We start from the raw sequence: 24,617 nt of genomic DNA on the forward strand, positions 1-24,617 counted from the left end.
CCATGGCTGCGGATCCGCGCGCGGCGAAGACGGATGCGGCCCTGCTCGACACGTACCTCCGGCACCTGACGATCGAGCGCGGCCTGTCGAGCAACAGCCTCGGCGCGTACCGTCGCGACCTCGCCAAGTACCTCGAGTGGCTCGAGGCCCGTGGGCTGGGATCGGTGTCCGACGCGTCGCCAGCAGACGTCTCCGCGTTCCTCGTGCGGTTGCGCGAAGGCGAGGGCCTCGCGGCCTCCTCCGTCTCCAGGGCCCTTTCATCGGTGAGGGGCTTCCACCGATTCCTGCTCGACGAGGGGGTGCTCGAAGCGGACTCGACGGCGCGCGTGCGCGCGCCCAAGCTGCCGTCGAGGCTCCCGAAGGCGCTCAGCGTCGCGGAGGTCGAGCGCCTCCTGCAGGCAGCCGAAGGCGAGACCCTCGAGGCCATGCGGGATACGGCGCTCGTGGAGCTCCTCTACGCGAGCGGCGCCCGAATCTCGGAGCTCGTCGACCTCAACGTCGACGACCTGATCGAACCCGGCATCCTCCGGGTACGCGGCAAGGGTAACAAGCAGCGCATCGTGCCGGTCGGCAGCTTCGCCCAGCGGGCGCTCGATCGCTATCTGGTGCGGGCACGTCGGGAACTGTCTACGCGCGGAAGCGCAACCCCGGCGCTCTTCCTCGGCACACGGGGAGCGCGCCTCTCCAGGCAGAGCGCCTTCAACCTGCTTGACGCGATCGCGACTCGGGCCGACCTCGCGGGTCGGGTCTCTCCGCATACGCTGCGACACTCGTTCGCGACCCACCTGCTGGAGGGCGGCGCCGATGTCAGAGTCGTCCAGGAGTTGCTCGGGCACGCCTCCGTTTCGACGACGCAGATCTACACCCTCGTGACGGCCGACACCCTGCGTGACGTCTACGCGACGAGCCATCCGCGCGCCAACCTCGGCTGAGGCCAAGGCGGGGATAGGATGCAGGGGTCATGAGCGAAGAGACGATCGAATCCACGCCCCGCAGCGCAAGCGCGGTGTCGACGCGACTCTACAACCACTTCGATGTCCCGGAAGAGCTGGAGAGCCACGGCCCCGCGCGCATCATCTCGATGTGCAACCAGAAGGGTGGCGTCGGGAAGACCACGACGAGCATCAACCTCGGCGCGTCTCTCGCGCTGTACGGTCGCCGCGTGCTTGCCGTCGACTTCGACCCGCAGGGCGCGCTGAGCGCCGGACTGGGCATCCGCACGTACGATGTGCCGACCGTCTACGACCTCCTCATCGGCACCGTCAAGGACCCGCACGAGGTCATCCAGGCCACCGCGTTCCCCGGCCTCGACGTCATGCCGGCGAACATCGACCTCTCCGCAGCCGAAGTGCACCTTGTCACCGAGGTGGCGCGCGAGCAGATCCTCGCCAGCGTGCTGCGCAAGGTCTCGAGCGAGTACGACGTCATCATCGTCGACTGCCAGCCGTCGCTTGGCCTCCTCACCGTCAACGCCCTCACGGCCAGCCACGGCGTTGTCATCCCGCTCGAGTGCGAGTACTTCGCGCTCCGCGGAGTCGCGCTCCTCGTGGAGACGGTCGACAAGGTGCGCGACCGGCTGAACCCGTCGCTCGAGCTCGACGGCATCCTCCCCACGATGTATGACGGCCGCACGTTGCACTCACGCGAGGTGCTCGACCGCGTCTACGAGGCGTTCGGCGACCGGGTCTTCGACACGGTCATCGGGCGCACGGTCAAGTTCCCCGACGCATCCGTCGCCGGGGTCCCGATCGTCCGATTCGCTCCAGAGCACACCGCGTCGAAGGCCTACCACCAGCTCGCGCGCGAGTTGATCGAACGTGGCGCCGTCGCCTAGCGCTCTGACCACACGGGGTACCTCAGTCGGACGCGGCGTCTCTGCAGAAGCCGAGACCGAGGCCTCGCCGGACGCCGACTTCCGTGTCTCGCTGAGCAACTTCGAGGGGCCGTTCGATCTGTTGCTGACGCTCATCTCGAAGCACGAGATGGACATCACCGAGGTGTCGCTGAGTCGCGTCACGAGTGAGTTCATCGGCTACCTCAACGACCTGTCCACCCCGGAGGAGCTCGATCGGGCGAGCGAGTTCATCGTCGTCGCGGCAACACTCCTCGACATGAAGATCGTCAGCCTGCTGCCCCAGGGCGAGTATGTGGATGCTGAGGACGTGGCGATCCTCGAAGCACGAGACCTGCTCTTCGCGCGCCTCCTCCAATACAAGGCCTTCAAAGAGGTCTCCACGTGGTTCGCCGCGGCGCTCGGCGTCGAAGGGCAGCGCACGACCCGCGCGGTGCCGCTCGAGGCGAAGTTCCGTGAGCGCATCCCGGAACTGGTCTGGACGCTCTCTGCCGCGGACTTCGCCGCCCTCGCGACGCTCGCGCTCGCTCCGCGCGAGATCCCGACCGTTGGACTCACGCACCTGCACGCTCCCAAGGTGAGCATCCGTGAACAGGCGAGGATCCTCGTCGCCCTGCTCCAGGACGGCGAGCCGCGGACGTTCCGGGAGCTCGTCGCCGACGCCAGCGCCCGCGGCGTGATCATCGCCCGCTTCCTCGCGCTCCTCGAGCTGTACCGCAGGGCCGCCCTCAGCTTCGAGCAGGAGACGCCACTCGGCGAACTGATCGTGACGTGGGACGCCGACGAGTGGGATGCGGCCCAGCTCGCGAGCCTCGGGGATGACGATGACTGACTCGGTAGCACCGGGCCCGTCGGACGACCTCGACGAGCAGCCCGGCGTCGACCTCGACCGCGCCGTCGAGGCGATCCTGTTCATCGCGGATGAGTCGCTCTCGCTCGTGACCATCGCCGGGGCGGTCAGCCGCCCCGTCTCCGACGTGCGCGCATCCGTCGGCCGACTCGTCGCCGACTACAACGGCGATCTCGGGGGGCCGGAGCGAGGCTTCGAGCTGCGCGAGGTCGGCGGAGGGTGGCGGCTGTACGTGCGCGAGAACCTCGACGACATCGTCGCCGACTTCGTGCTCACCCGTCAGCCGTCGAAGCTGTCGCAGGCCGCGCTCGAGACGCTCGCCGTCATTGCGTACCGCCAACCCATCACGCGTTCGCAGGTGGCGCAGGTGCGCGCTGTGAACGTCGACTCGGTGGTGCGTACTCTGGTAGCACGTGGCCTCATCGCAGAAGACGGCCACGACGAAGTGACCGGGGCCATCCGCTACGTCACGACCCAGGCACTTCTTGTGCACCTGGGACTCAACTCGCTTGACGAGTTGCCAAAGATTTCACCTCTGCTCGACGAAGGACAGGACGGATTCCATGAGTGACCAGCGAGGGCGCGCACCGCGCCGCGGCGACAACGACCGCACGGTCGACGAGGCCGCGGCACTCCGCCAGGCGGCGCAGGCGCGACCGGAGGGCGGCTACTCGATGGACGACTTCGACGACATCCCGCTTCCCGGGAGCGAGGCCGAACCGGCACCGGAGCGCACGGACGGTGTCCGCCTGCAGAAGGCCCTCGCGGCGGCGGGCGTCGCGTCACGCCGTGTGTGCGAGCAGTACATCACGCAGGGGCGCATCGAGGTCAACGGGGTCGTCGTGACCGAGCTCGGCAGCCGCATCTTCCCGGACCGCGACGAGGTCGCCGTCGATGGCACCCCCATCCAGCTCGACCCGAGCAAGCGCTACGTCGTCCTGAACAAGCCGGTCGGCGTCGTCTCGTCGATGCGCGACGAGCAGGGGCGAGCGGACCTGCACGAGTTCGCTCGCGAGTTCGACGAGCGCGTCTACAACGTCGGCAGGCTCGACATCGACACGAGCGGGCTGCTGGTCCTCACGAACGACGGAGAGCTCGCCCACGTGCTCGCACACCCGTCCTTCGGGGTCGAGAAGACCTACATCGCGCGCGTGGATGGGCGGGTCTCGGCAAAGGCACTTCAGCGGCTCCGCCAGGGCTTCGAGCTCGAGGACGGCTTCATCAAGGCCGACAGCGCCAGGCTCCTCGCCGACCAGCCGAGCCGGACCGCCTCCCTCGTCGAGATCGTCCTGCACTCTGGCCGCAACCGCATCGTGCGTCGCATGCTCGAGGAGGTCGGCCACCCCGTCACGGCGCTCGTGCGTCGCAGCTTCGGCCCGCTGAACCTCGGCACGCTGCGGGAGGGGGAGATGCGAGAGTTCACTACACTGGAGCTCGGCCGCATCCTGAAGCTCGCCCGGCGAGCCGGAGAGCAGCGCGACAGCGGCGCCCCCACGCAGGCAGCTGGCCAAGCGCGAGAGTCGAAGCAGGGCCGAGGCCCGAGGCAGGCGCCTCCAGCCAAATCGAAAGGTCGTCGATGACGCCAACTCGAACCAACTCCCCGGTACGGGTGGTCGGTGCCGGGCTGCTCGGCACAAGCGTGGGGCACGCCCTGCGCAGGCTCGGCGTCGACGTCCAGCTCGACGACATCTCGCCATCGGTGCTGCGACTCGCGGTTGACTACGGCGCCGGCACCCTCGCATCCGACGCCCCAGGGGGAGCCGCCCCCAGAATCGTCGTCGTCTGCGTGCCTCCTGACGTGACCGGGCAGGTGGTCGCGGCCGAGCTCGAACGCTGGCCGGACGCCATCGTCACCGATGTCGCGAGCGTGAAATCGGCCCCCCTCGCGGAGCTCGTCTCGCGCGGCGCAGACATCAGCCGCTACCTCGGCTCGCACCCCATGGCGGGCCGCGAGACCGGCGGGCCGCTCTCCGGCCGCGCCGACCTCTTCGTAGGACGCCCCTGGGTAATCGCGCACCACGAGCAGACAAGCGTGTTCGCGCTGCAGGAGATCGAAGGACTTGCCCTCGACCTCGGTGCGACACCAGTGACCATGACGGCGGCAGACCACGATCGTGCCGTCGCGCTCGTCTCGCACATGCCGCAGCTGGTCTCCACCCTGCTCGCCTCGAGGCTCGTCGACGACGAGGACGGGGCGACCGCGCTCGCGGGCCAGGGGCTGCGCGACCTCACGCGCATCGCCTCGAGCGACCCCGTGCTGTGGACGCAGATCCTGACGGCGAACGCCGGCCCGACGGCAGCCGTCCTCCGCAAGCTGCAGGCCGACCTCGACAAGGTGGCCGGCGCCCTCGAGCGCAGCCACGAGCTCGGCTCCGGGCGAATCATCGCCGAGCAGCTCGCGACGGGCAACGCCGGGGTCGCGCGGCTGCCAGGCAAGCACGGTTCATCACGGCGCGAGTTCGACTCGGTCACCGTCATGATCGACGACAAGCCAGGGCAGCTCGCGAAGCTCATGGGCGACGTCGGCGACGCCGAGGTCAACGTCGAGGACTTCCGGATGGAACACGCGCAGGCCTCGAACGTCGGGCTCGTCGTGATCTCGGTGGTGCCCTCCGCCACAGCGAAGCTCGTCGACGAGCTCGAACAGCGCGGATGGAGGATCGCCGCATGACCGGTTCCACGAGCGTGCCTCAGGAAGCACGCGACGAACGCGCACCGATGGTCGTCGCGGTCGACGGGCCGGCGGGTTCTGGCAAGTCGAGCGTCTGCCGCGAGAGCGCGAGGCGCCTTGGCTTCGGCTACCTCGACACCGGCGCAGCGTACCGAGCGATCACCTGGTTCGCGATCGACAGCGGATGCGACCTCGACGACGCCACTGCCGTCGCCGCGCTGCTCCCGAGCTTCGTCGAGCTCTACAGCATCTCGCAGAGCCCAGACGAGCGTTGGGTGCGCGTCGGCGAGACTGACGTTTCCGAGTTCATTCGCGACACCGCCATCTCCGGTGATGTCTGGCGCGTGTCCCGCGTGCCAGCCGCCCGCGAGGCCCTCACCGCGCTCTTCAGGCGCACGATGGCGGCCACGACGAGCCCGGGCATCATCGCGGAGGGCAGGGACATCACGACGGTCGTGGCGGCGGATGCCCCCGCGCGCATCCTCATGACCGCAGACGAGGCCGTGCGCATCGCGCGCAGGACCGGCGAGAAGGCAGGCGAGGCGGTCGCCGCGGTCGCAGCTTCCGTGTCCGCACGCGATGCCAGAGATGCCAAGGTCACCAACTTCACCGAGGCCGCCTACGGCGTCACGGTGCTCGACACGACAACGCTCGACTTCGAGCAGTCCGTCGAGGAATTCTTGCGGATCGTCGCCTCGGCGACACCCGGTCCGCACCAGACGACAGCACCGTCGCTGGCAGCCGCCCCAAGCGCTGTCAGACACGACAACACGAAGGAGTCACGATGACTGACGACCAAGGACGGAACGACGAGGCCACCGAGGCCACCGAGGCCTCCGAGGAGTTCGACCCAGCAGGCGGCGAGGAGCTCGTCGCGCGCCTCGAGGAGCTCGACGAGACGGTAGTGGAGAAGCGCACCCAGGCGCTGCGCCAGAGCCTCGACGACTACGAGCTCGAGGAAGACGACCTCGAGGTGCTGCTCGGCGCCTCGGAAGACGGCGACGCCATCACGTACCTGCCAGCACTTCCCGTGCTCGCGGTCGTCGGCCGCCCGAACGTCGGCAAGAGCGCGCTGGTCAACCGCATCATCGGCCGCCGCGAGGCCGTCGTCGAGGACACCCCCGGTGTCACGCGCGACCGCGTCTCGTACAAGGCCGAGTGGAACAACCGCTGGTACACGATCGTCGACACCGGCGGTTGGGAGCCAGACGCCAAGGGCATCGACCTCTCGGTTGCCCAGCAGGCGGAGATCGCCGTCGAGCTCGCCGACGCGGTCCTCTTCGTCGTCGACGCGAACGTCGGGCCGACGGCCACCGACGAGCACGTCGTGAAGCTGCTCCGCAAGACGGACCGCCCCGTCATCCTCGTCGCGAACAAGGTCGACGACGCCGTGCAGGAGCCGAACGCGGCGCAGCTGTGGAGCCTCGGCCTCGGCGAGCCGTGGCCGGTCTCCGCCGTGCACGGACGCGGAGTCGCGGACCTCCTCGACAAGGTCATCGAAATCCTGCCAGAGGTCTCCAAGGTCGCGAAAGAGGAGATCGGCGGACCTCGCCGCGTCGCCATCCTCGGCCGCCCGAACGTCGGCAAGTCGAGCCTCCTCAACAAGGCAGCGGGCGAAGAGCGAGTTGTCGTCAACTCCCTCGCAGGCACGACCCGTGACCCGGTCGACGAGCAGGTTGAGCTCGGCGGCAAGATCTGGCGCTTCGTCGACACGGCGGGTATCCGCCGCCGCGTGCACCTGCAGCAGGGTGCCGACTTCTACGCGTCGCTCCGCACGACTGCGGCGCTCGAGAAGGCCGAGGTTGCCGTTGTTGTTCTCGATGTGACCGAGGCAGTCAACGTGCAGGACCTGCGCATCATCGACCTCGTCCTCGAGTCGGGTCGCGCGCTTGTGCTCGCCTTCAACAAGTGGGACATGCTCGACGACGAACGCCGCTGGCAGCTCGAGCGTGAGGTCGAGCGCGACCTCGCCCACGTTGCGTGGGCGCCACGCGTCAACATCTCCGCGAAGACGGGCCGTCACCTCGAGAAGCTGGTGCCAGCGCTCGAGCTCGCCCTCGACTCGTGGGACACCCGCATCCCGACGGGCAAGTTCAACGCCTTCCTTGCCGAGCTCACTGCGGAGTTCCCGCACCCGCTCCGTGGCGGCAAGCAGCCGCGCATCCTGTTCGGCACGCAGGCGCAGACGCGCCCGCCGACATTCGTGCTCTTCACGACGGGCTTCCTGGACCCGGGCTACCGCCGGTTCATCCAGCGCCGCCTCCGCGAGGTGTACGGCTTCGAGGGATCGCCGATCATCACGAACATGCGCGTCCGCGAGAAGCGCGCCAAGCGCAGCTGATCGAACGCTCACGTTCGATGGGGCCAGTCCAGTTCGACCCGTCAGGGTCGGCGGGCTGGCCCCTTCTGCGTGCCCGGGCTCTCCTGCAAAAATGGCAGCTTTTTCTCTCTGCGTGAATACGCGGATGCTCCTTGCCGCTTCTCAGCGCACGTCGGCGCGCGCAGAACCGTAGGATTTTGCCCAAGCCTGGATTTCAGGCGGGTCTGGTGATCAGACGAGAACTTTCGACGTTGAGGGGTCCCATTCGATGATGGAAAAGTCCGAGCAGACGCAGCACCAGTGGCTGGAGAAAGTCGGAATCGCCGAGCGGATGATCCCGCTCATCGGGAACCTGTACCGCATGCGAAACGTCGTGACCTCGATCTACGGTCACCGCCTCATCAACCTGTCGGCGATCGACATCATCAAGGCGCACCGCTTCGCGCGCCGGATCAACGACGTCGAGCTCTCGCTCGACGCGACGCTGCCCATCCTCGAGCGCCTCCAGGAGTTCGACCTCGGCACCGCCTCCATCGACCTCGGCGAGCTCGCCACGCGGTTCGCGGCCCAGGGGGAGGACCTCGACACGTTCCTGGCCAGCCAGCTGCTCGAAGTCATCGGCACGGGGTCGCCGGACTCGGGCGCTGACGTCGTGCTCTACGGCTTCGGCCGCATCGGGCGCCTGCTCGCGCGCATCATCATCTCGCACGCCGGGACCGGGCGCGGGCTGCGCCTGCGCGCTATCGTCGTCCGCAAGGGCAGCGATAATGACCTCGAGAAGCGAGCCAGCCTGCTGCGCCGCGACTCGGTGCATGGCGCGTTCGCCGGCTCGATCTCGGTTGACCAGGCCGCCTCGACCATCCAGGCCAACGGCACGGTCATCAAGGTCATCTACTCGAACGACCCGGCAACCGTCGACTACGAGTCGTACGGCATCCGTGACGCCATCGTCGTCGATAACACTGGTCGCTGGCGCGACGCGGAGGGCCTCTCGCAGCACCTCCAGAGCCCCGGAGTGCGCCGCGTGCTGCTGACTGCGCCTGGCAAGGGGCAGCTCAAGAACATCGTCTACGGCATCAACAACGCCGGGATCACTGACGACGACCGCATCCTCTCGGCGGCGTCCTGCACGACCAACGCCATCACTCCGGTGCTCAAGGTCATCGACGAGCGCTACGGGGTTGTGCACGGGCACGTCGAGACCGTGCACTCGTTCACCAACGACCAGAACCTCATCGACAACTTCCACAAGGGGGACCGGCGCGGTCGGGCCGCCGGCCTCAACATGGTCATCACGGAGACGGGTGCGGCCAAGGCCGTCGCGAAGGCGCTCCCGCACTTCGAGGGCAAGCTCACGGGCAACGCCATCCGCGTCCCCACCCCAGACGTGTCCATGGCCGTGCTGAACCTCACACTCGAGCGTCCTACGACCCGCGGCGAGGTGAACGACTTCCTGCGCCAGGTTTCGCTGAGCTCCGTGCTCCGCCAGCAGATCGACTACATCGAGTCGAGCGAGGTCGTGTCCACTGACTTCGTCGGCACGACGAGGGCCGGCATCGTCGACGGCCTCGCGACCATCTCTCAGGGCAAGAACCTCGTCCTGTACGTCTGGTACGACAACGAGTTCGGCTATTCGACGCAGGTCGTGCGCATCATCGAGCAGCTCGGCGGCGTGCAGCCGCCCATCGTGCCGCACCGCAAGGAGCTCTCGCAGCTCTAGGCGCCACGCTCGCGAAGCAGAACGGCCCCCGCTCACCGTCAGGTGAGCGGGGGCCGTTCTGCGTCGGAGGACGGGGGCTACTTGAGCTCGGCGCCTAGGATCTCCGTGTAGGAGGCCCGCTCTTTCCCGAGCCGCGAGTTGCGACGGCTGTAGAGGAAGTAGATCGCGAGGCCGATGGCGAGCCAGATGGCGAAGCGAAGCCAGGTGAGCGTTGAGAGGTTGAGCATGAGCCAGAAGCACAGCACGGCCGAGAGGATCGGCAGGAACGGCGACCACGGCATGCGGTAGGCGAGCTCGCGGTTCGGGTACTTCTTGCGGAGCACGAGGATCGAGAGGCTCACCAGCACGAACGCGGAGAGCGTGCCGATGTTGATCATCTCCTCAAGCCAGTCGACGTTCGTCAGACCTGCAAGGAGCGCGACGGCGATGCCGACGCCGATCTGCAGGCGGATCGGGGTCTTGCGCTTCTCGCTCGTGATGCTCCAGGAGCGGGGGAGCAGGCCGTCGCGGCTCATCGAGAAGAGCACGCGTGCCAGCCCCATGAGGAGCACGAGGATGACGGTCGTGAAGCCGAGGAGGATGCTGATCGAGATGATCTGGGCGGCCCAGTCTGCGCCGACGAGCACAAACGCGGTCGCGAGCGACGGCGTCTCGGCGGCCGCGAGATCCTTGTAGGACACCATGCCCGTGATGACGAGGCTCACCGAAAGGTAGAGCACGGTCACGATGCCAAGGCCGAGGAAGATGCCGCGAGGGAGGTTCTTCTTCGGGTTCTTGACCTCTTCCGCACTTGTCGCGACGACGTCGAAGCCGATGAACGCGAAGAACACGATGGAGGCGCCGGCGAGGAGGCCGAAGACGCCGTACATGCTCGGCTCAGCACCGGACATGAACGAGAAGAGCGACTGGTGCCACGCATCCGTGCCCGAGTCCTGTGCGGGCTGCGACGGCGGGATGAATGGCGTGTAGTTGCTTGCCTTCACGAAGAACGCGCCGACGACGATGACGAAGAGCACGGTCGCGACTTTCAGGATCGTCAGGACGGCGCTGACGCGCGACGAGAGCTTCGTGCCGAGCACGAGCAGCGTCGTGAGGACGGCGACGATGAAGAACGCGGCCCAGTTCAGGTCGAACAGCCCGAAGATGCTGAGCTTGGGCGGGATATCCCAGCCCCAGATGTTCACGACCTCCTGTAGGTAGACGCCCCAGTAGCTCGCGATGACCGCGGACGCCGACAGCATCTCGAGGATGAGGTCCCAGCCGATGATCCAGGCCAGCAGTTCGCCAAGCGTCGCGTAGGTGAACGTGTAGGCGGAGCCGGCGACGGGAACTGACGACGCGAACTCGGCGTATGCCATGATCGCGAGGCCGCAGGTCACGGCCGCGAGCAGGAATCCGATGGTGATCGATGGGCCGGCGTTATTGGCGGCCGCTTTCGCTCCTACGGAGAAGATTCCGGCGCCGACAGCAACGGCGACGCCCATGATCGCGAGGTCCCACACGCCGAGGGATCGCTTGAGCGACCGCTCCTCGGAGTGTGAGTCCGCTAGTGATGCCTCGATGCTCTTCGTTCGCATCAGGCTTTGGAAAAAGCTCAAGGTGTTCCCCCAGTGTTTTGTAGCCGCGCGCGGGCACCCGCGCGCGTGTGGAGTTTACCTGCTGGAAACATGTCGGTCGAGACGCAGGAATCGTGAGTTTCGCTTGGCCTACTGTTGCTTCGTGCCTGACCTTGCTGATGCGCCAGATGCGCTGCTCGTCGCCCGTTCGAGGGACGGCGACGAGCGAGCGTTCGAGGTGCTCATCCGACGCCACTGGGGGCTCATGATCGCGACGGCGATCAGACTGCTCTCGTCTCGGGCCGACGCGGAGGATGCCGTCCAGGACGCCTGCATCGTCGCCTGGAACCGGCTCGACCTGCTCCGCGACCCGGAAGCCGTCCGAGCTTGGCTCGTGCAGATCGCGGCGCGCAAGGCGACGGATCGGCTCAGGAGGCGGAAGTTCGAGCAGGACATTGACGACGTCGACGCCCCGGAGTCTCGGGAGCTCGGCCCCCTGGCGCAGCTCGAGCTGAACGCGAAGCTCGACGCCGCCTCGAAGGTGCTCGCGTCGCTGCCTGAACTGCAACGACAGTGCTGGATTCTGAAAGAGACCGCGGGGCTCACCTACGCCGAGATCGCGGAACAGCTCGAAACGAACACGTCGACGGTGCGAGGAGCCCTCTCGCGGGCGAGGCTCGCGCTCCTGCGTGGCATGGAGGAATGGGCATGAGCGAAGAAGTCGAGCCGACGATCGGCGCCGCGGGCTACACGCTGACGCAGCTCTCGGAGTACCTTGACGCGGGCCGCCAGCCCTACAACGCGGCCATCGAGGAGGACCCAGAGTGCGAGCGCGCGCTGGCTGCTCTCGAACGGGTCGCACGAGCGTCCCACGACCTCATCGAAGCTGAGTCGGCGGCGACACCAGCGCCGAGTGGTGCCTGGCTGCAGTCGATGCTCCGCGGTATCGCGATGGATGCACGCGCTGGCCGCGAGATCCCGCTCGCCTCGGTGGAGCCGGAGTTTGAGTTCTCGCAGAGCGAGGGCGTCGTTCGGGAGCTGATCAGACGGACCGGGGACGCGATCGACGGCGTGCTGATCGGCCGGTGTGTTCTTGACGGCGAAGTGACCGAGCCAGGCGCCCCCGTGCACGTGACCGTCTCCGTCACGGTGCTTGGACTCAGGCCGCTGCATCCGCTCGCGGACCGGGTGCGGGACGCGATCGCCGACGCGCTGGCGCGCCACACGACGCTGGAGATCACTGGCATCGATATCGTCATCGCTGATGTGAGGAGCGCGGAATGATCGAGCGTGAGCGAGTCGCCGAGGTTGTCGAAGCCGCGGCTCTCGGGACCCCAGGAGTCGTCGAGCTGCTGCCCATCGTCGGCATCCACCTCGGCTCCCTGCACGTCGAAGTTGGCACGTCCGAAGGGGTCGTGTCGATCACGGTCCGCGTGCGCGTCGACTCGTCGAGCCCGCAGGGTCAGATCGTGGAAGGGCTCGCGGCGCGAATCAAGACCGCGGCGCTCGCGGTGCTCCCAGCCGGAACCGTCGTGAAAGTGCGCGTCAGGGTGCATGCGATCTCGGGTCGAAGCTGAGCCACAGCTTCGCCATAGGAAGGCCATAGCCCGGGTCTGCATGCTCGGTGGTGTCGAAAGGAACCACACATGTCCACCCCCTCCTTCCCGGAAACGAACCCGCAGGACGGCGCCAAGCCGTACCAAGAGTTTTTCCCCCAGCAGCCCTTCACCCCACAGACCCCCGCAAATGCGCAGGCCCCACACGCCCCGGACGCGCACTCCTTCGCTCCGCAGTACTCCTCGGCGTCTGGTCAGCACCAGCCGGGCCAGTACGTGCCCGGTGAGGCGCCGACGGGTCGGTACGCAACCTCCGAGTACCCAACGGCGCAGTACCCGAACGCGGCTCACCCCGCCGACGGCTTCGGATCATCGAGCAGCTTGGGCCCGGCGGGCGCACAGACGACAACCCAGCAAGCCAATCCCCGCAAGCGCCGCTTTGGCGCGGTTGCACTGCTCACGGCCGGACTCCTCGTGGGAGGCGTCGTCGGCGGCGGAGTTGGCGGCGCGGTCGTCGGCGGGTTCGGCTCCTCCCAGGTAGCCGCAGGTGCCGGCAGCTCGCAGTCGATCACCGTCAACAACCCGCAGGATGCGACGCTCGTCACGAGCATCGCGGCTGTCGCCTCCCCGAGCGTCGTCACGATCTCCGCATCCTCCGGCCAGACGGCGGCCAGCGGGTCCGGCGTGGTCGTCGACGGTGCCGGCTACATCGTTACGAACAATCACGTCGCGACGATCGACGGAGCGACAGGCAACGCGGAGCTCTCGGTCCAGACCAGCGATGGTCGCCTCCTCGCAGCGACCTTCGTTGCGGGCGACCCCGTGCTCGACCTCGCCATCATCAAGGTCGAGGACACGTCGTTGACGCCCATCACGTTCGCCGACTCGGATTCGCTCAACGTCGGCGACGTCGCTGTCGCGATTGGCGCGCCGCTCGGCCTGTCCGACTCGGTGACGGAAGGCGTCGTGAGCGCCCTCGACCGCGGCATCCTGGTCAGCTCCTCGGCTGTCCCAGAGGAAGTCGAATCCGATGGGACGCAGGAGGACAGCCCGTACAACTTCTGGCGCGGCGACCCTAACTCGGCGGAGGGGCAGACCACGACGCAGGGTACGTCCTCCGTTGCATTGCCCGTCATCCAGACCGACGCCGCCATCAACCCGGGGAACTCGGGTGGTGCGCTTGTCGACCAGGACGGAGCGCTCATCGGCATCAACGTCGCAATCGCCGGTGCAAGCAGCGGCAGCGAGACGGCCGGGAACATCGGCGTAGGTTTCTCCCTGCCCTCGAACCTCGTGAAGCGCGTGACCGAACAGCTCATCGCTGACGGCCAGGTGGCGCACGGCTTCCTTGGCGCGAGCGTCACCGACCCGACGGCGGCAGACTCGAGCGTCGCGGGCGCCTACGTGGCGCAGCTCACGGCGGGCGGCCCGGCGGCACAGGCCGGTATCCAGGCCGGCGACGTGATCACCTCCTTCGGAGGCCACCGCGTGTCCAGCTCGACCGACCTGACGGCGCAGATCCGCGCTCTCGAGCCGGGAACGCAGGTCGAGGCCGTGCTTGTGCGCGGCGGCCAGGAGCAGACGGTTCGAGTGACGGTCGGAGAGCTCGAGCAGTAGGAGCAGAACGAAGACCAGCGCCGCATCCTTTCGCCGCTCGCGGGCACGCACCTATCCTTGGTGCGTGCCCGCTTCTGTGCTTACTGTCGCCGCCATTTGCTTCGAGAACTCCGAGGGGCAGGTGCTCACTGTCCGCAAGCGGGGGACCACCAAGTTCATGCTTCCTGGCGGGAAGCTCGAGCCGGGGGAGACGCCGAAGGAAGCCGCGATCCGCGAGATAGAAGAGGAGGTTGGCATCGATCTCGATGCCGCCGACGTGACGTTCCTCGGCGAGTGGACAACCGCCGCAGCGAACGAGGCCGCGACCGACCTCGTCGGCACCGTGTACCTCGCCACACTCACCGGAGCGCCGCGCGCCAGGGCCGAGATCGACGAGCTCCGGTGGGTGGACGCGTACCCCGGCCCAACGGCGGACCTCGGCGACCTCGCGCCGCTCCTCAGCGAGTGCGTCATGCCGGAACTGCGGAGGCTCCGCGACGCGCGATCCTGACGCCCGTGCTCGGAACCCCTGAACATTCTTCGATATATCGCTTGACACCGATTATTCACCGATATATCGTCGAGCTATCGGAGTTGCACCGTGCAGCTCCGGCAGAAAGGTTCACGCATGCGTAAGCACTTCAACCACAATCACCACCCGTTCGACGCCGACCGGGCGCACGCCTCCGAGCGTGGCCGCGGATTCGGTCACGAGGGCGAGCAAGACGAGCGCGTCCGCCGCTTCTCCCACGGCTTTGGTCCTGGCCGCGGCTTCGGCCCGGGCTTCGGACCTGGCGCAGGCCACGGTCCTGGCTTCGGCCCCAAGTTCGGACCTCGCGGCCACCGCCGCGCGGGAAAGGGCGACGTCCGCGCCGCAATCCTCTCCCTCCTCGCCGAGGGCCCATCGAACGGCTACGGCCTCATCAAGGGCATCGCCGAGAAGACCGACGGCGTCTGGCGCCCGAGCCCCGGCTCCGTCTACCCGACGCTGCAGCAGCTCGTCGACGAGGAACTCATCGAACAGGGCGGGACCGAAAAGAAGCCCGTCTTCGAGCTGAGCGAGGCCGGCCGCACCTACGTCGCCGAGCACGCAGAAGAGCTCGAGCAGGGCTGGCGCGGGGTTGCCGGAATGTCAGAGTCGGCGAGCGGCCTCCGCGAGTCGGCCATGCAGTTCATGGGCGTCATGCAGCAGTTCAGACTCGGCGCTACCGAGGAGCAGCAGCAGGAAGCCACCAAGGTGCTCGACGACGCCCGCAAGGCCCTCTACACGATCCTCGCCAAGTAGCGTCGTGCCAGTCACGACGGCCGGGGTCGCGCTCGCGCGACACCAGGCCAGGAGATTCAGGAGCGCTCGCGCTGCTTCGCGTCGCGACGCTCCTGGATCTTCGCCTCGCGAGCGAGCTTCCGCAGCTCCTTCTCGAGATCGTCGAAGCGCTCCCCGCGCTCAGGGTCGTCCTCGGGCGACGACGGCAGCTGCATCCGCGGGCTGTCCTTCGACCACGGGTCGAGCAGCTCCCGCTCGATGTGCGCCGAGATCTCGGTCCACGCATCGGCTCTCGCCCGCTCGATGAGGCCGTCCACGTACGCCTCGTCCTCGCGATCCGCCTCGATTCGCTCGCTGACCGCCTGCGACGCGCGCTCACGGAAGCTCAGCGTCTCGATGTCGGCGTGCCGGTAGTCGTGGGCGCTCAGCGACCTGCCCGGTCGGGCCCGGTCTCGCACTCCAGCCACCCGCTCGGCCGAGTACCGCAGCTCCTTGAGCACCCGGTCGAGTGACGCGTTGGCTGCATCCCTGTAGTCGGCTGCAGCAAAAGGCACCTTCTCGCCGACCGTGCGCTTGATGATCGCGTTCTTCACGTCGAGCCTGACGATGCGAAGCGCGAGCAGGATGCCGTCGTCGATCGCCTCAGAGAGCTCCGGGAAGATGACGGGCGGCAGCCCTGTTTTCTTCTTCGGCTTCGTCTGCTGGCTCGTCGAGGCCGTTCGAGACTTCCGGCGCCAGCGGAACATCATCCCTGGTCCTTGGAGGCCTGCGTCTCCTGCTTGGCCTGTGCCTCCTGGTGGGGGAGGCCCGCCGTGCCGAGCTTCGTCGCACCGCGTGAGCGAGCGCGCTGCTCCTCAAGCGCCCCGAGGAACTCTGCCTCCCAGGCGGGGTCGACGTCGATGCCCTGGCGCTTCGCCTCCTCAACGCTCAATTCGCGGGGGAACCCGTGCGTGTCGGACAGCAGGAACACGTCGCCGCCGGTGAGGGTCGACCCCTTGTAGGCAGCGAGCGCCTTCAGCCCGCCCTTGAGCGTGCGTCGGAACGAGCGCTCCTCCTTGACGAGGACTGCGACAACCTGGTCGCGCCGCTCGAGCACCTCCGGGTAGTCGTTGACGTAGAGGTCGGCGATCGTCGGCACGAGCTCGGCGAAGAAGTTCTCCGAGATGCCGAGGATGAGCGCCTCGCGGATGGCGCGACGAACGAGCCGGCGCATGACGTAGCCCTGCTCCTTATTCGACGGCACAACACCGTCGACGGCCAGGAAGGTGGCGCCGCGCAGGTGGTCCGCGATGATGCGCATCGAGAGCGTGTGCTCTTCGTAGCTTTCACCGCTCAGCTGCTCGATCTGCTCCACGATCGGGCGCAGGAGCGAAATGCGGAAGACGTCCGGTGAGTGGATGGCTGCCGCGGCGATGCGCTCGAGCCCTCCGCCGAAGTCGACGTTGCGTCGCTCGAGCTCGACAAACGAGCCGTCCTCGAGGCGCCGGTACTGCATGAAGACCTGATTGCCGATCTCCATGAACTGGCCGCTGTCGCTTGCCGGGTGCGCCTCGCCGTAGGACGCGTCGTGGTGCTCAGGGCCGAAGTCGTAGAAGACCTCGCTGTCGGGGCCGCAAGGGTCGCCGATAGGCGTCGCCTCGAGGGAGCCGCCGCGCGACCACCAGTTCTCGCTGCCGTCGTAGAAGAAGATGCGCTCGCCTGGCTTCACGCCACGAGCATCGCCGTCTGCCTGGCTGCCCATCTCGACGATTCCCGCTTCGATCCCGCGCTCGGCGAAGGCCTTCTGCCAGATGCTGGCGGCCTCGTCGTCGCGGGGGATGCCGGCCGCCTCGTCGCCGATGAACGCCGTGACGTAGAGGCGGTTCGGGTCGAGCCCGACCGTGTCGACGAGGAACGAGAGGAACGCGGGGATCTGCTCGGCCTTGAAGTAGTCTCCGAGACTCCAGTTCCCGAGCATCTCGAAGAACGTCGTGTGGCGGTTGTCGCCGACATCGTTGATGTCCTGCGCGCGCACGCACGGCTGGCTGTCCGTGAGGCGAGTGCCCGCGGGGTGATCCTCGCCGAGCAGGTAGGGCAGCAGGGCTTGCATGCCGCTGCCGGTGAACAGCGTCGAGCCGTCTCCGCGGGGGATGAGCGGGGCTCTGTCGATCCTGACGTGCCCGAGTCGCTCCTGGTAGTCGAGGTAGGCATTGCGAATCTCATGCGCGTCCATGTGCAAAGTGTTTCACACCTGAGGATGCCGTATCGTGACCTCGCCGAATGTGGGGGCGTTCAGGCACTCGGCAACGAGTGCTCGTGTGAGGTTCAGGGAGTCGACCGTGCAGGAGATCGCGCAATTGTGGACCGATGCGACGGGACTTTCGACCGCGCACATCGCTGATGGCTGTGTGCGAGCCGGGCTGCAGGTCCGTTGTGGACCCGCGGCGGTGACCGCCGTGTCCGATCGCGCACCGCGCCTCGCGGGGCGGTGTCTGCCGGTGCGGCACTTCGGCAGCGTTGACGTGTTTCTCGAGGCCATCGAACGGTCGCATCCCGGCGACGTGCTCATCGTCGACAACCAGGGCCGCACCGACGAGAGCTGCGTCGGCGACCTCGTCGCGCTCGAGGCGAAGGCGGCGGGGCTCTCCGGCATTGCCATTTGGGGGTTGCACCGTGACACGCGCGACCTGCGCGACATCGGCCTCCCGGTCTTCAGCCTCGGTGCCCTCCCGGCGGGCCCGAAGCGCCTCGACGAGCGACGCCGCAATACCTTCTCGTCTGCGGAGTTCGGCGAGCACACCATCCGCACGCGCGATACCGCCTTCGGCGACGAGGACGGACTGATCTTCGTGCAGGAGGACCGAGCGAACGAGGTGCTCATGCATGCCCTGCAGATCCGAGACGTCGAGCGCTCGCAGGCCTCGCGCATCCGCCTCGGCACCACATTGCGCGACCAGGTGGACTTCTCCGCCTACGTCCAGGCGCGCCGAAGTGACCCGCAGCTCACGCTGCGCGAGCACCTCAGACGAGTGGGCGGTACCGTCGAGGTGTAGCGGGGGTAGGGGGCGTCAGCTGACCGTCTCGCTCAGGCGAAAGGTAGCGGACGTCGACTCCTCGCTGAGGCGCCAGAGGCGCTCGGCGCGCTCGCGATCACGCTGGGTGGCCGGCTTGTCGAGCTTCACCGGGGTGCCGCGCAGAGTGCGCGCTGGGCCGAGGTAGTCGCCGCCCGCGACCGCTTCGTTCGTGAGTGCATGCACGGCGATGGCCGCAGCGCGGTGCTTGCCGTGCGCGAACGGGCCAGCGAGGCGCGACGCGAAGCGCTGCCACGCGGTCGGCTCGCTCACTCCCGTGCGAGCCGGGGTTGCCCCGTTGACGGGGATGCCCGGGTCGACGACAAGCGCCTCAGCCGCGGCGTCCGCCGCGCGCAGTCGACGGTCGAGCTCGAAAGTGAACATCTCGAGCGCGTGCTTCGACGCGGCGTACGCGCGGCGCGGCTCGTAGAGGTGGGTGCTCTGCCAGTCCTCGAGGTCGAACGGGTAGATGCGGGTCGCGAGGCTGCCGACCGCGACGACGCGGCTCTTCCTTGGCTCCTCGTCGTGCGTAACCGGCTTCGGTGCGGCGAGCGCATCCATGAGCTGCGCCGTGAGCTCGAAGTGCCCGAGGTGGTTGGTTGACATCGTCAGCTCGCGGCCGGCGGAGTCGTGCTCGCGCTGCGCGCCAGGTGCCATGTGTGCGGCGTTCAGCAGCAGTCCGTCGAGGCGTTCGCGGGCGCTCAGCGAGGCGGCGGCGCTCGCGATCGACTCGCTTGACGTGAGGTCGAGGAGGATGCGGCTGGTGCTCGCATCCGGCACCTGCTCGGTGATGGAGATGAGCGCCGTGTTGAGCTTGTCGATGTTGCGCCCGAGGAGGACAACGTGGTGGCCGCGGCGCGCGAGTTCTTCCGCGGCGAAGTAGCCGACGCCCTGCGTGGCACCGGTGATGGCGAAGGTCTTCATCGTCACACTCCTTCAAGCCTCGAACGTTTCGAGACTCAGAGTACAACGCTTCGATTGCTGAAATATTTCCGTGGCGTAAGGTACTGAATATGGATTCGCTGGAACGGGCGCTTCGTGCCGTCTACGAAACCGCGCAGAGCACCAACGAGGCTGCTGAGCGGGAACTCGAAGCGCTTGGCCTCACCTTCCCGACCGCGCAGGCGCTGTGGGCCATCGACCCGGATGCGCAGCCGCCGGCCATGAAGGAGCTCGCGACGAAGCTGCACTGCAACGCGTCGAACCTCACCTTCGTCTCCGATCGTCTTGTCGACCGCGGCTTCGTCGAGCGCCGGGAGAGCGAGCACGACCGCCGCTCGCGCGTGCTGACGCTGACGGCCGAGGGCAAGCGCGTTCGCAAGCTCGCGATCGCGGCACTCAAGCGGGCATCGCCGCTCGCCGGCTGCTCGAGCACGGAGCTCAAGGCCATCGCGAAGAGCCTGAGTGCGCAAAGCGTCTGACGGCCGCCCGGCCGCGCTCCGAGGGGCAGCCCCAGCGGAGCGGTGGACCTCCTCCTCCGTCGACGACATCGTCTGCGTCGAGCTCCCACGCAGCTCGCGCCTGCTGGCGCTCGCGATGGGCGCCGCGAACGTCATCATGCAGCTCACCAACCCCGCAGTGGGGCAGGGGGTGGCGCACAGCAGGGTGGCAAGCGGCCGCCTCGACGTGCATCCCGTCAAGCGCACGAGGACAACCCTGAGCTATCTCGCGGTGGCCGTGCTGGGCACGCCGGATGAGCGCCGCGCGTACCGTCGGGCCGTCACACGCCAGCATGCGCAGGTCCGCTCTGACCGAGACCCGCACGCTACCGAGGACTACTCTGCGCTCAGGATCGAACTGCAGAAATGGGTCGCGGCGTGCCTCTTCGTCGGTTCCCGCGACGTGCTCGAGCTCGTCGAGGGGCCACAGCCGGAGGCGGCAGCCGAGCGCTTCCTGCTCGAAGGCCGCGTGTTCGGCACCACACTCCAGATGCCGCCGAGTTCCTGGCCCGCCAGTATCGGTGCCTTCGACGAGTACTGGCGCGCAGAGCTCGCGAAGCTTCGCGTCGACGACGAGGTGCGCGCCTACCTGTTGGATGTCGCGCGGCTCGAGTTCGCGGCGGGGGTGCTGCCCGAGCGGCTCCGGGCCTGGCATCAGCGGCTCACCGTCGGCTTCCTGCCTCCCGAGTTCCGTAGCGCGCTCCGCGTCCGCTGGACGTCTGCCGACGAGGCCTGGTTCGCCCGCCAGAGGGCCGTCCTGGTGCGCATCGAGCGTGCGCTCCCGCTTGCCTTGTCCGGGCTCGTGTACCGCCTCCTCCTCGCGGATGTCCGCAGGCGCATCCGTCGCGGACAGCCGCTCGTCTGAGCCCCGTCGCACCGCCACGGGCGGGTCTCGACCCAGGGCGTGCACAGTCTCCCGACGCGTGAACGTAACCTGACGTCCACACTCCCGTAGCAGGGCCCCTTCAGGCTCACACCATGACCACCCGAGTAGACCCGTTCATCGGCACAGAGCCCACTGCGCTGCCGCCGCAGACGGGCCTCGCCGCGACCTGGTGGTGGCCGAAGCCGCAGATCGGCAACACGCATCCTGGCGCCACGTATCCGCTCGGGATGGTGTCGGCCTGCGCCTACTCAGGTGCCTATCCGACGGGCTACGGGAAATACGACCTCAGCCTCGAAGGGGTGCCTGAGACCATCTACGACCGGCCGCTCGCGTCGGGGTTCACGCACTTCCAGCAGTCTGGCACCGGGGCGATCCGCAAGTACTACAACTACTTCAGGGTCACGCCCATGATCGAGCCGCTCGACGTGCTCGGCCGCACGTGGTCGCTCGACGACGAGGATGCATCGCCCGGCTACTACGCGGCGACGCTCGGCAACGGGATCCGCGCCGAGATCACCGTCGGGCCGAAGAGCGCCGTGCATCGCTACACGTTCCCGAAGCACTCGAGCGCGCGCGTCGTGGTCGACTTCTCCCTCGGCGGGCTCGCCATCCCGTACGGGGCGACCGTGCCGCTGCGGGCCCACCTCGAGACCGTCAGGCCTGGCGTCGCGACTGGCGAGATCGTCGCGGAGGGCGCCCCGCTCGCCGTGCACATCGAGTGCGATACGCCCCAGTGGCGACAGATGCTGTGGCACGACCGTCGGCTCATGCCGGGCGGCACGCGCCTCGACTTCGACCACATCCGCCCGACCACACTGCGACCCTTCGGCCTCATGTGGGCCGGCCCGAGCGAGGAAGGGCAGGTCGTCGAGGTGCGCATCGGCTTCTCGCTGCGCGGTGTCGAGCAGGCCGAGAAGAACCTCAGGGCCGACTGTGGAGACGGCGAGGGCAGGTTCGCGGACCGGCTCGCCGAGACCGAGCGCGACTGGCAGGACCTGCTCGACGAGATCGAGGTCGACACCGGCTCGGCCGAGCGCGAGACCGTGTTCTCGACCGCCGTCTACCACTCGTTCGTGAAGCCGTCCTTCGCGCTCAACGAGAGCCCGTTCTGGCCGAGCGACGGCCCGTTTGTGTTCGACCTGTCGACGATGTGGGACATCTACCGGACCCAGCTGCCCCTACTCACGGCGCTGCGCCCTGACAAGGCCGTCGAACTCGCCAACGCGCTCCTCACCATCTGCCAAGAGGAGGGCAACTTCCCGATCGGCTACCGCATGGCAAAAGGCAGCGACCGCTTCTCCAGGCAGGGCAGCGCGCTGGCGCACACCTTCCTCGCCGACCTCTGCCAGCTCGGGCTGTCCGGCATCGACTGGGACTGGGCGCTCGTGCACATGGCAGACGACCTGCGGCGCACCTACGGCGAGGAGTTCCTGCTGCGCGGGGTCGCGCATCCCATCACCCACACGCTCGACCTCGCGTTCGGCTACTGGTGCACGGCTCGGGTCGCAGCTCGGGTCGGCGACCTGCAGCTTGTGCAGCAGCTCGAGAAGCGCGCGGGGCAGTGGCGCAACGCGTTCGACCCCGAGACCGGGCTGCTCGTCGACTCGAACTTCTACGAGGGCTCGAAGCACAACTACTCGTTCCGCATCCTCCACGACATGGCAGGGCGGATGCAGCTGAGCGGAGGGCCGGAGGGCTTCGTCTCGCAGCTCGACGAGTTCTTCGGCTACGGGGCGCAGCCTGTCACGCAGCCAGGCAGATCGCCCGGCATCGAGGAACTCGCCGCCGGCTACGCACTCGGACGCTTCGAGGGGCTCAACAACGAGCCGGACATGGAAGCCCCGTGGGCGTACCACTACGCAGGCCGGCCCGACAGGACCGCAGAGATCGTGCACGCCGTCATCACCCAGCAGTACGCGACCGGACGAGGCGGCCTGCCTGGCAACGACGACTCGGGCGGCCTCAGCTCCTGGTACGTCTGGGCGTCGCTCGGGCTCTTCCCGGTCGCAGGCCAGGCGAGCTTCCTCGTCAACGCGCCGGCGTTCGCCGAATCGTCGCTCGCGGTCTACGGCGAGCGCTTCCGTGTCACGACCACCGGCTTCCGCGAGCCAGCCCACGGCGGCCCGGTGCAGTACGTGCAGAGCGCGCACCTCGACGGGCGGCCGCTGAGTAGGAGCTGGCTGTCGCCGAGCGAGCTCATGGCGGCGCAGGAACTGCACCTCGAGCTCGGCCCCGAGCCGAGCGACTGGGGCACGCGAGCACAGGACCTTCCGACCTCGTTCCCGGCCCCAGCTGCCACCCCAGTCACCTCACCCATCCCGACCGCAGCATCCACCCCCGTTACCCCACCCACCGTCGACGGCGAGCCGTCGACCCCAACCCCGGGAGGACCCTCATGAACAAGATCCAGAACCGCCTCGTGATCGTCGTCCGCGCCGATCCAGTCATCTGCGGGCACTCCGTCGAGGCACGCAACCTCGCCGAGGCCGCACGCCTGCGCGGCTTCGACGAGGTGCGCATCGTCACCTGGCCCATCGAGCGCCTCCAGGCGGCAGGGTTGCCGCTCAAGCCGCTCGAGACCGTCATGCCGTACAGCGACGGCATCTACGTCGACCGCCCGGCGCCCGTTGGCGACTACAAGGTGCCGGACGGCCGCTACCTTGCTGGACTCGTCGGCCGTCTCGTCGAGCTCTTCACCGACGGTGTCCCGACGGTATGCATGTCGCTGTACCTCAGCCCGCACACGCTCGCCGTGGCCGAAGCCCTCACGGTCGCGCGCTCGACGGGCCTCCCCGTCAATGTCACGACCATCGCCGAGGCGGTTGGCTCCGATGTCACCAACGTCGTCAAGCACGCGGTCGAGGAGGGCCGCCTCGGCGCCGCCGCGCACATCCTCTCCGCCTACCTGTCGCAAGACGTGTGCGTCGCCGTCTCCGAGTACACCCGAGACCTCATCGTGGGGGAGGCCGCGAAGGTGGATGCGCAGCACGGCACCCGCTACGCGCCCCAGTGCGAGAACCGCATCGAGATCTCCTACCCGGCCATCGACTCGAGCGCCTACGTTGACCTGGCCGACGCCGACATCACGGCTGCCGTCGAGGCGCGCGGCCTCAAGCGCGACGGCTACGTCATGTTCCTCTCCAGGCTCACGGAGGCCAAGGGGGTCGAGGACCTCATCGCGGGCTTCGAGCAGTCGCGCGTCGCGGACGACCCCGAGATCCAGCTCGTCATCGCGGGCCGCGGGCCGCAGGCGGAGGAACTCAAGGCGATCGGAGCGGCCTCGCCGCTCGCGCACCGCATCCATTTCCTCGAAGACGTCGGAGACGCGGAGAAGCCGTTCCTGATGGCCGGGTGCGCGGCGTTTGTGCTGCCGACGAAGCCGCGCCCCGAGTTCATCGAGACGTTCGGCATCGCCCTCGCGGAGAAGATGCTGGCCGGCGGTGGCCGCGTCATCACGACCGTCACGGGAGGGGTGGGGGAGGCCGTGGGCGACCACGCCCTCATCGTTCCGGTCAACAGTCCATCGTCGATCGCCGAGGCGCTCAACACGGCGGTCCTCGAGACGACGGCCGCCGAGCGTCGACTGCTCGCCGTGAAGGCGAGGGACTACGCGCTGCAGTTCGACCGGCTCGCCGTCTTCGACAAGCTCTTCGACCGGCTCCCGCAGGCGGCGCTCGCGGCCTGACGCGAGGAGGCCTGGTGTGCATACAGCCACCTGACCGTCCCCCCACCTGACCAACTTGCGTGACGAAAGCCCCGGACCCGGCACGCCATGCTGGCTCTCGAGGCTTTCGTCACGCAAGTTGGTCAGGAGCGGGCGGGATGCATTGTGGATGCTCGTGGCGGGCAGCGGCACG

24 protein-coding genes are annotated in these 24,617 nt (G+C 68.0%); 20 read left to right on the forward strand and 4 right to left on the reverse strand.

The genetic code is table 11. The features are described from left to right. Positions 1 to 2 precede the first annotated feature (2 nt). The 9 genes from xerD (at position 3) to FHX72_RS01025 (ending at position 9,413) form a co-directional block, all read left to right on the forward strand. Positions 3 to 932 (forward strand): site-specific tyrosine recombinase XerD, encoded by a 930-nt coding sequence (gene xerD / locus FHX72_RS00985; protein WP_068477872.1) that lies wholly within the window; start codon positions 3 to 5, stop codon positions 930 to 932. Between the two features lie 29 nt (positions 933 to 961). Next, positions 962 to 1,834, forward strand: a complete 873-nt coding sequence (locus tag FHX72_RS00990; protein ID WP_068477870.1) for a ParA family protein — start codon at positions 962 to 964, stop codon at positions 1,832 to 1,834. Beyond that, positions 1,818 to 2,684, forward strand: coding sequence for a segregation and condensation protein A (locus FHX72_RS00995; RefSeq protein WP_082775104.1), 867 nt, complete (start codon positions 1,818 to 1,820; stop codon positions 2,682 to 2,684). The genes FHX72_RS00990 and FHX72_RS00995 overlap by 17 nt, the downstream gene beginning before the upstream one ends. Continuing rightward, positions 2,677 to 3,273 (forward strand): SMC-Scp complex subunit ScpB, encoded by a 597-nt coding sequence (gene scpB, locus FHX72_RS01000; protein WP_068477894.1) that lies wholly within the window; start codon positions 2,677 to 2,679, stop codon positions 3,271 to 3,273. Before FHX72_RS00995 ends, scpB begins: the two co-directional genes overlap by 8 nt. A 103-nt stretch (positions 3,274 to 3,376) precedes the next feature. After that, the gene (locus tag FHX72_RS01005) at positions 3,377 to 4,282 is read left to right on the forward strand and encodes a pseudouridine synthase (protein WP_082775108.1); all 906 of its coding nucleotides are present in this window, start codon (positions 3,377 to 3,379) and stop codon (positions 4,280 to 4,282) included. Beyond that, the gene (locus FHX72_RS01010; RefSeq protein ID WP_183622476.1) at positions 4,279 to 5,373 is read left to right on the forward strand and encodes a prephenate dehydrogenase; all 1,095 of its coding nucleotides are present in this window, start codon (positions 4,279 to 4,281) and stop codon (positions 5,371 to 5,373) included. The genes FHX72_RS01005 and FHX72_RS01010 overlap by 4 nt, the downstream gene beginning before the upstream one ends. Next, a complete protein-coding gene (gene cmk, locus FHX72_RS01015; protein WP_183622478.1) occupies positions 5,370 to 6,161 on the forward strand; it encodes a (d)CMP kinase in 792 nt (263 codons plus the stop codon). The genes FHX72_RS01010 and cmk overlap by 4 nt, the downstream gene beginning before the upstream one ends. Continuing rightward, entirely contained in the window at positions 6,158 to 7,714 is a 1,557-nt protein-coding gene (der, locus tag FHX72_RS01020) for a ribosome biogenesis GTPase Der (protein ID WP_068477866.1), read from the forward strand. Before cmk ends, der begins: the two co-directional genes overlap by 4 nt. Positions 7,715 to 7,961: 247 nt before the next feature. Then, the gene (locus FHX72_RS01025) at positions 7,962 to 9,413 is read left to right on the forward strand and encodes a glyceraldehyde-3-phosphate dehydrogenase (protein ID WP_183622480.1); all 1,452 of its coding nucleotides are present in this window, start codon (positions 7,962 to 7,964) and stop codon (positions 9,411 to 9,413) included. 77 nt (positions 9,414 to 9,490) lie between these two features. On the opposite strand, the gene FHX72_RS01030 is transcribed toward FHX72_RS01025, so the two are convergent. Continuing rightward, positions 9,491 to 10,990, reverse strand: coding sequence for an APC family permease (locus FHX72_RS01030; protein ID WP_068477862.1), 1,500 nt, complete (start codon positions 10,988 to 10,990; stop codon positions 9,491 to 9,493). Positions 10,991 to 11,132: 142 nt separating this feature from the next. Between FHX72_RS01030 and FHX72_RS01035 the strand changes: the two genes are divergently transcribed. From FHX72_RS01035 to FHX72_RS01060, 6 genes are all read left to right on the forward strand, one after another. Beyond that, positions 11,133 to 11,681, forward strand: a complete 549-nt coding sequence (locus FHX72_RS01035; protein WP_244157512.1) for an RNA polymerase sigma factor — start codon at positions 11,133 to 11,135, stop codon at positions 11,679 to 11,681. Beyond that, positions 11,678 to 12,253, forward strand: coding sequence for a hypothetical protein (locus FHX72_RS01040; RefSeq protein ID WP_183622484.1), 576 nt, complete (start codon positions 11,678 to 11,680; stop codon positions 12,251 to 12,253). Before FHX72_RS01035 ends, FHX72_RS01040 begins: the two co-directional genes overlap by 4 nt. Then, entirely contained in the window at positions 12,250 to 12,546 is a 297-nt protein-coding gene (locus FHX72_RS01045; protein ID WP_183622486.1) for a hypothetical protein, read from the forward strand. Before FHX72_RS01040 ends, FHX72_RS01045 begins: the two co-directional genes overlap by 4 nt. A 69-nt stretch (positions 12,547 to 12,615) precedes the next feature. Continuing rightward, the gene (locus tag FHX72_RS01050; RefSeq protein WP_183622488.1) at positions 12,616 to 14,142 is read left to right on the forward strand and encodes a S1C family serine protease; all 1,527 of its coding nucleotides are present in this window, start codon (positions 12,616 to 12,618) and stop codon (positions 14,140 to 14,142) included. Positions 14,143 to 14,206: 64 nt separating this feature from the next. Further along, positions 14,207 to 14,632, forward strand: coding sequence for an NUDIX hydrolase (locus tag FHX72_RS01055; RefSeq protein ID WP_209438682.1), 426 nt, complete (start codon positions 14,207 to 14,209; stop codon positions 14,630 to 14,632). A 117-nt stretch (positions 14,633 to 14,749) separates the two neighbouring features. Continuing rightward, complete coding sequence (locus tag FHX72_RS01060) at positions 14,750 to 15,406, forward strand: PadR family transcriptional regulator (protein ID WP_068494292.1); 657 nt, start codon at positions 14,750 to 14,752, stop codon at positions 15,404 to 15,406. A gap of 56 nt (positions 15,407 to 15,462) precedes the next feature. Here FHX72_RS01060 and FHX72_RS01065 read toward each other — a convergent pair whose 3' ends face one another. After that, positions 15,463 to 16,134: a hypothetical protein gene (locus FHX72_RS01065; protein ID WP_156475615.1), complete on the reverse strand. Its 672-nt coding sequence runs from the start codon at positions 16,132 to 16,134 to the stop codon at positions 15,463 to 15,465. Beyond that, positions 16,131 to 17,597 carry an alanine--tRNA ligase-related protein gene (locus tag FHX72_RS01070; RefSeq protein WP_082775102.1) on the reverse strand — a complete coding sequence of 489 codons (1,467 nt, stop codon included), beginning with the start codon at positions 17,595 to 17,597 and terminating at the stop codon, positions 16,131 to 16,133. Before FHX72_RS01070 ends, FHX72_RS01065 begins: the two co-directional genes overlap by 4 nt. 106 nt (positions 17,598 to 17,703) lie before the next feature. Between FHX72_RS01070 and FHX72_RS01075 the strand changes: the two genes are divergently transcribed. Next, complete coding sequence (locus FHX72_RS01075) at positions 17,704 to 18,417, forward strand: RraA family protein (protein WP_338110066.1); 714 nt, start codon at positions 17,704 to 17,706, stop codon at positions 18,415 to 18,417. Between the two features lie 15 nt (positions 18,418 to 18,432). Here FHX72_RS01075 and FHX72_RS01080 read toward each other — a convergent pair whose 3' ends face one another. Further along, positions 18,433 to 19,359 (reverse strand): SDR family NAD(P)-dependent oxidoreductase, encoded by a 927-nt coding sequence (locus tag FHX72_RS01080; RefSeq protein WP_183622490.1) that lies wholly within the window; start codon positions 19,357 to 19,359, stop codon positions 18,433 to 18,435. Positions 19,360 to 19,448: 89 nt separating this feature from the next. Here FHX72_RS01080 and FHX72_RS01085 point away from each other — a divergent pair, with 89 nt between their 5' ends. The 4 genes from FHX72_RS01085 (at position 19,449) to FHX72_RS01100 (ending at position 24,445) form a co-directional block, all read left to right on the forward strand. Beyond that, a complete protein-coding gene (locus FHX72_RS01085) occupies positions 19,449 to 19,856 on the forward strand; it encodes a MarR family winged helix-turn-helix transcriptional regulator (RefSeq protein ID WP_068477849.1) in 408 nt (135 codons plus the stop codon). Next, positions 19,840 to 20,739 (forward strand): oxygenase MpaB family protein, encoded by a 900-nt coding sequence (locus FHX72_RS01090; RefSeq protein ID WP_183622492.1) that lies wholly within the window; start codon positions 19,840 to 19,842, stop codon positions 20,737 to 20,739. The genes FHX72_RS01085 and FHX72_RS01090 overlap by 17 nt, the downstream gene beginning before the upstream one ends. A gap of 113 nt (positions 20,740 to 20,852) precedes the next feature. Further along, complete coding sequence (locus tag FHX72_RS01095; protein WP_068477845.1) at positions 20,853 to 23,159, forward strand: glycoside hydrolase domain-containing protein; 2,307 nt, start codon at positions 20,853 to 20,855, stop codon at positions 23,157 to 23,159. After that, a complete protein-coding gene (locus FHX72_RS01100) occupies positions 23,156 to 24,445 on the forward strand; it encodes a glycosyltransferase (protein ID WP_183622494.1) in 1,290 nt (429 codons plus the stop codon). The genes FHX72_RS01095 and FHX72_RS01100 overlap by 4 nt, the downstream gene beginning before the upstream one ends. Positions 24,446 to 24,617: the final 172 nt, after the last annotated feature.

Origin of the sequence: Pseudoclavibacter helvolus, from assembly GCF_014191305.1 — a bacterium.
Classification (GTDB): Bacteria; Actinomycetota; Actinomycetes; order Actinomycetales; family Microbacteriaceae; genus Pseudoclavibacter; species Pseudoclavibacter helvolus.